The following is a 1,176-nucleotide window of genomic DNA, read 5'->3' as shown; positions in this document are numbered from 1 at the left end:
CTCCGACCCCGGCCGCCGTGGCAGTGCCTGAGGTCGATGATGTGGACGATGAGGAGCTGATCGTGGACGAGGACATCGAACCGATCGTGCTCACGACCCCGGACGACGATCCCGAGATCGAAGGCGACCTGGACACCGAGATCCCGCCTTTGGATCCCGAAGACGACTTCGTGATCGCACCGAAGAAGGGCACCAAGGGGTCTGCCGAGGAGGCGCGCGCGGCCGCGGCCGACCTTCTGGAGGACTGGGGGCCGGGCCACCGGTTCAAGACCTACGACTTCAAGACCGGCCTGGCGGAAGCAGGCGTGGAGCGCAAGAAGACCTGGTTCTACGAGCAGCTCTCGAAGCTGGAGAAGGCGGGCCGTATCCGCCACGAGGACGAGACCGGCGAGTGGGTGGTCCTGGAGGCCCGCGAACTCGCCGGGGTCTGAGCGCTGACGGCCAAGGCCTGCCCCCTTCGGGGCGGGCCTTCTCACGTTCCGAACCGGTGTCCGCACCCTGTTCCGAACCGGTTCCGAACCCCCGTTCCGGACCCCTTCCGAACCGGTCCGGAACGCCTCTGACCTGTAACACCGCGCCGGGGCGTCCAGACCGGCGTCCGCACCAACCCCGACATCCGGGTGATGGCTCTGCCTGCCGACCTCCACTGAGGAGATCGGCAGGCGGGGGGACCACCCGGTCCACCACACGACGACGGCCCCACCCTCAGCTTGCAGGCACAGGGTGGGGCCGTCTCTCTCCCATCAGAGAGGTACCACCAGTATGACCGCTCAGCCCACCGAACCCACGACCGCCACCACCGCCCGGGATCTGCGCTGCCAGGCCGTGCAGATCCTCGCGGGGCTGGTCTCCGAGGACCTTCCCGAAGTCACGTGGCGAGTGGACCGCATCCACAGGTTCCTGCACCTGTACACCGACTACCCCCAGGACCACGCGGTCTTGGAAGGACACGCCGACTCCCACCAGGCCGTGCGCGCGTGGGCCACGCACCTGGGTGTCGACGTCGAACTCCTGCACGGTGACACACCCGCGGCCAAGACGGTGATCGATGGCATCGGGGTGCGGGTGTGGTGCGCCCCCGAACACCGCGACGACGTGAACGCCCTGGAGGCGTAGTGCTCCCGGCTGACCCTGGCACGGTGCGCGGGCGGTGGCTGCGCTGCGTCTACGCCACCG

General features: G+C 68.6%; 2 protein-coding genes. Both read left to right on the top strand.

Going from position 1 to position 1,176, the window contains the following annotated elements; translation table 11 throughout:
• The first annotated feature begins 17 nt into the window (after positions 1-17).
• Positions 18-431: a hypothetical protein gene (locus tag DQW06_RS27075; protein ID WP_157983630.1), complete on the top strand. Its 414-nt coding sequence runs from the start codon at positions 18-20 to the stop codon at positions 429-431.
• 331 nt (positions 432-762) lie between these two features.
• Positions 763-1,116: a hypothetical protein gene (locus DQW06_RS27070; RefSeq protein WP_117199554.1), complete on the top strand. Its 354-nt coding sequence runs from the start codon at positions 763-765 to the stop codon at positions 1,114-1,116.
• Positions 1,117-1,176: the final 60 nt, after the last annotated feature.

Origin of the sequence: Nocardiopsis sp. TNDT3 (assembly GCF_003427465.1) — a bacterium.
GTDB lineage: Bacteria > Actinomycetota > Actinomycetes > Streptosporangiales > Streptosporangiaceae > Nocardiopsis > Nocardiopsis dassonvillei.
Note: the sequence above shows the minus strand (reverse complement) of the source record. Positions and strands in the feature narration are given on the sequence as shown.

Excerpts from the sequence above, each read along its gene's own strand:
- DQW06_RS27070 (WP_117199554.1), top strand. The coding sequence starts at position 763 with ATGACCGCTCAGCCCACCGAACCCACGACCGCCACCACCGCCCGGGAT.